The organism is Clostridia bacterium (assembly GCA_014360065.1).
Taxonomy (GTDB): Bacteria; Bacillota; DSM-521; order Neomoorellales; family JACIYF01; genus JACIYF01.
Genome location: JACIYF010000171.1, coordinates 1 through 4,158, shown reverse-complemented (window position 1 = coordinate 4,158; position 4,158 = coordinate 1). Strand labels below are relative to the sequence as shown.

4 protein-coding genes are annotated in these 4,158 nt (G+C 56.9%); 3 read left to right on the top strand and 1 reads right to left on the bottom strand.

The features are described from left to right. Together H5U02_14360 and H5U02_14355 are read left to right on the top strand one after the other, a co-directional pair. Nucleotides 1-548: cytochrome b/b6 domain-containing protein (locus H5U02_14360; protein ID MBC7343605.1), on the top strand; the 548-nt coding region annotated here is incomplete at its 5' end. Between the two features lie 3 nt (nucleotides 549-551). Continuing rightward, nucleotides 552-2,843, top strand: coding sequence for a molybdopterin-dependent oxidoreductase (locus H5U02_14355; protein MBC7343604.1), 2,292 nt, complete (start codon nucleotides 552-554; stop codon nucleotides 2,841-2,843). Nucleotides 2,844-3,249: 406 nt separating this feature from the next. On the opposite strand, the gene H5U02_14350 is transcribed toward H5U02_14355, so the two are convergent. After that, entirely contained in the window at nucleotides 3,250-3,621 is a 372-nt protein-coding gene (locus H5U02_14350) for a helix-turn-helix transcriptional regulator (GenBank protein ID MBC7343603.1), read from the bottom strand. Between the two features lie 132 nt (nucleotides 3,622-3,753). Here H5U02_14350 and H5U02_14345 point away from each other — a divergent pair, with 132 nt between their 5' ends. Continuing rightward, nucleotides 3,754-4,005 carry a helix-turn-helix transcriptional regulator gene (locus H5U02_14345; GenBank protein MBC7343602.1) on the top strand — a complete coding sequence of 84 codons (252 nt, stop codon included), beginning with the start codon at nucleotides 3,754-3,756 and terminating at the stop codon, nucleotides 4,003-4,005. The last annotated feature ends 153 nt before the right edge of the window (nucleotides 4,006-4,158 follow it).

The following is a 4,158-nucleotide window of genomic DNA, read 5'->3' as shown; positions in this document are numbered from 1 at the left end:
CTGGTCTGGCTTTCTATAGCTTCGCGCATGTGCTCGGCCCTGAGGGTTTAGGTATCTTCCGCCGCATCCACCACGTTATGGCCTATCCTTTCACCTTCCTGACGGTTCTGATCCTGGTATTGGGCACTCCCCGGACGGTGGGGCGGTGGCTGAAGGAATGCTTCAGCTGGAGCCGGGATGATTATGCTTTTATCGGCGGTTTTGTCCGCGAGTTTTTTGTCCTGCCGGTGAGGCTTCCCGAGCAGGGCAAATATAATGCTGGCCAGAAGCTAAACTCGATTATCTCCATACTTGGCTCTCTCCTGATGATCATTACTGGCTGGATCATGCTCTACCAGGATAGCTTTTCTCCCCAGGTGGTAGCTTGGGCCCACCCGCTACATGCGGCCGGGGCGCTAGTGCTGGGCGGGATAATTCTCGGCCATGCCTACCTGGGCCTGCTCCACCCTCGTTCTCGGGAAAGCATCTGGGGCATGATCCGGGGTACGGTCTCCCGGAGCTTTGCCGCTAGCCACCACGCCAAATGGTATCGGGACTTGGGGGTGTAATAAATGGCGCCAGCAAAAAAGACCAAAGACAAGAAAGAATTGCAACTAACCCGGCGGGCTTTTCTTAAAGGCATGGCTATCATGGGGGCAGCGGCCGGCATTGGCCCGGTAGTTTGGAGCCGAAAGGCCCAAAAGGCTTGGGCCCAGGACGGCCAGGGCCAGGGGGCAAAAGCTCCTGGCGGCCTAGAGCCGGGGGAGGAAAAGTTCGCCTATACCTATTGTGATGCTTGCAATCAAACTCCCAAGTGCGGCATTAAGGCCTTCATCAAGGAGGGCAAGGTGGTTCGGATCGAGCCCCGGGAGAATTACCCCAATTCCCCTATCTGCGCCAAAGGGGCAGCCACGCTGCAGGAGCTCTACGACCCGGAGCGCTTGCTTTATCCGGTCAAGAGGACCCGGCCCAAGGGGGATCCCGATCCGGGCTGGCAGCGCATTTCCTGGGACGAGGCTTATAGCACCATCGCCACCAAGCTCAATCAAATTAAGGCTCAGTATGGTGCCGACAAAGTGCTCTTTTATGTGGGCGACCCCAAGGAGCCCAGATCGGCGGTGCAGCGGTTGGCCTACACTTTCGGCAGCCCCAACTATGGTAACGAAAGCTCTACTTGCTTTCGAGCCCCGGCTATGGCAGCTTTGCTAACCTTTGGTTTGGTGACTCTAGGTAACCCGCCCGGGCCGGCCACCAAGGCCTGCCTAATTTGGAGCCAAAATGCCGCTTGGTCGGGGCCTTATGGTTTCTGGAAGCTCTTGGCAGCCAAAGCCAAAGGAGTAAAGTTCATCATTGTCGACCCTCGGGTGACGCCCACGGTAGCCCATTTGGCCGACATCCACCTGCAGCTTCGCCCTGGCACCGACGGGGCTTTGGCTTTAGGGATGCTGCATGTAATCTTTCGGGATAACCTCTACGACCAAGGTTTTGCTGAAAAATGGGTGCAGGGCTGGGAAGAGCTCAAGGCTTACGCCAAGGATTTTCCTCCGGCCAAGGCGGCGGAGATAACTTGGGTGCCGGCGGAGAAGATCGAGGCCGCGGCCAAGCTCTTGGCCACCACCAAGCCGGCCACCTGGATCGGCAGCGCTTCCCCCACCACCCACAGCTCCAACGGAGTGCAGAACCACCGGGCCATCCTGGCCTTGGTGGCCTTAACCGGTAATTTCGATATCCCCGGCGGGGTGGTTATTCCCACCTACCCGCTGCCCTTTGATCTCTTTGCCGGTAGCCCAGCCTTTAACCGGGAAACTGACCTCTTTCCTAAGATTCAGGACCGCCGAGTGGACAAGGAGTACTTCCCAGTATGGGCCCATCTCATTCATGAGGTTCAAGTCAACCGGCTTCCGGAATATGTGGAGAAAGGCCAGATTAAAGCCCTGATGATGTTTGGCGGCAACGCCATGATTTGGCCGCAAACTAAGGAATACCAGAAGGCCATTGAGAAGCTGGAGTTTTCCGCCGCGGCCGACTACTATATCCGGCCTTGGACCCACAACTTTATGGACATGGTGCTCCCGGCCGCCATGCCCTATGAGCGGATGGCGCCGCTGGCGGTATTTGGCCGCAAGATATATTTGCGCGAGTCGGTGGTGAAGCCCCTGGGAGAGGCTAAGGGGGATTGGACCATCGCCTTTGAGCTGGGGACCAAGATGGGGCTTGGGGCTGAGCTCTTTGGCGGCAGCGAGGAAGCAGCCTTAAACGAGCTCTTAAAGCCCCTGAACCTAACCGTGGACGATCTGCGGCGGGCGCCGGAAGGGAAGGTTATCCCCCCTCCAGGCCCGGACAAGTTCCGCAAGTACGAGCTGGGCCTGCTTCGCAAGGACGGAAAGCCTGGCTTCTCCACCCCTACCGGCAAAGTGGAGATTGCCTCCACCATCCTGGCCCAGTACGGTTTCGATGCGCTGCCTACTTACAAGGAGCCGGTGGAGAGCCCCATCAGCACCCCCGATCTAGCCAAGGAGTTCCCGCTCATTCTCAACACTGGCTCTCGGGTGCCCATGTACACCCACAGCAAGTTCCGGGAGCTGCCTTGGTTAAACCAGTTTATGCCTGAACCCATCGTCAGGGTGAATCCCAAGGATGCAGCCGAACGGGGGATCAAGGATGGGGATCCGGTGGTGCTGTCCTCGCCCCATGGAGAGGTGAAGATGAAGGCCAAGGTTACCAATATAGTCATGCCAGGGGTAATTGACGTCTTCCATGGTTGGGCCAAAGCCAACGTCAACGAGATTGTGGCCCGCCACTTTGACCCCATTTCCGGCTTTCCGGCCTTCAAGGAAGGCTTGTGCCAGGTGAAAAAAGCTTAGCCTCCAGGCTAACCAATGTTCTGAAAGCCCGAAAGGCCTTATGACCTTTAAGAAACCCGCCTTCTGTGTATATGGAGGCGGGTTTCTCGCCCTCGAATGCGCTGATGCGCGCGGGTCGGCTAGAGTCTTGGCGAAGGGCAACTCCTGGCTTAACCCTTGCTCAACCCCCGCCCGTTTGGTGGATGGGGTATCCTCCATGCTCCTGGTCACGAAATCGCTGCCCGCCTGCGCACACAAATCCCCGGGATGTGGTCTCGTAATCTAGAGGGATATGAATGCTGCCCGGAACATACTGTTCATTGTGCTTCAGTCAGGCTTAAACCCTCCGGAGACAGCCTTGCGAAGGTGTTTGTCCTGTAGCCGCCCCGCAGAGATTCAGGCTCTCCCGGCCCAGCCTGACGGGCCGTTAGCAATTCTTGGATTGTTGTCGCTTCCCATAATTGTTGCCCATAATATGGAAGGCTGCAATGAAAGCGGCGATGGCTTTAGCGGGAACGCTGGTTCGCTTGGCCAGGAGCTTTACCACCGGATCCGAAGTCAGGGAAAAGTAACACGCTGGGGGCAGGGGAGCGGTCACCCTTGTCGTACCTACAAGTTCGTCCAGCGAGACACCGAAAATTTCGCTCAGCCTCACCAAAGTGTCCAAGCTCGGCTGCTTCGCTCCGCGTTCCCAGTTGGCAACGGTTGAGCGCTCAACTCCGGCCATCTCCGCCAGGTCGTTCTGTCGAAGGTCCATCTGTTCCCGCAACCTCTTTAATGTCTCCCCGAACCGATTCATGCGACCGCCCCCCAAAGGTTTCTCTTAGAAACTCTATCCTGTTTCTCACCTTGTCTACAAGTTTCTAATGGAACACATATAATGTTCCCTAGCGGCACATAAATTACGCAACTTGAAAAGGAGAAGCAGAAAATGCGCCTTGCCTTGCGCCAAGCACGATTGCGGGCCAGTTTGACCCAGGCCGAGCTCGCCCGCCGGGCAGGGCTCAGCCGCGCCGCGTACACGAAAATCGAAAAAGGGTACAGGCACCCCTCGCTGAGGGCGGTTGCAGGCTGGAGGGAAGCTTTTCTCTTTGTTCCTTTGATTGGCGTGCCAATCATGATACTCCAAGTAATCCTGGGCAACAAGAAAAACCAGGACCGGGTGTACGGCTGGATCAAGTAGCACAACCTCACGGTTCCTGTGGATGAGGAGCACCCTGCCCCAGCAACCAGCCTTAAAGATGCCTTTAAGTTTGTGGCTACAGCTCTTAGGAGCCACAACGTCAGGATGGCAATCACGATGATTTTCTTGTTCCTGTGGGCCGAGCAGGGAGTA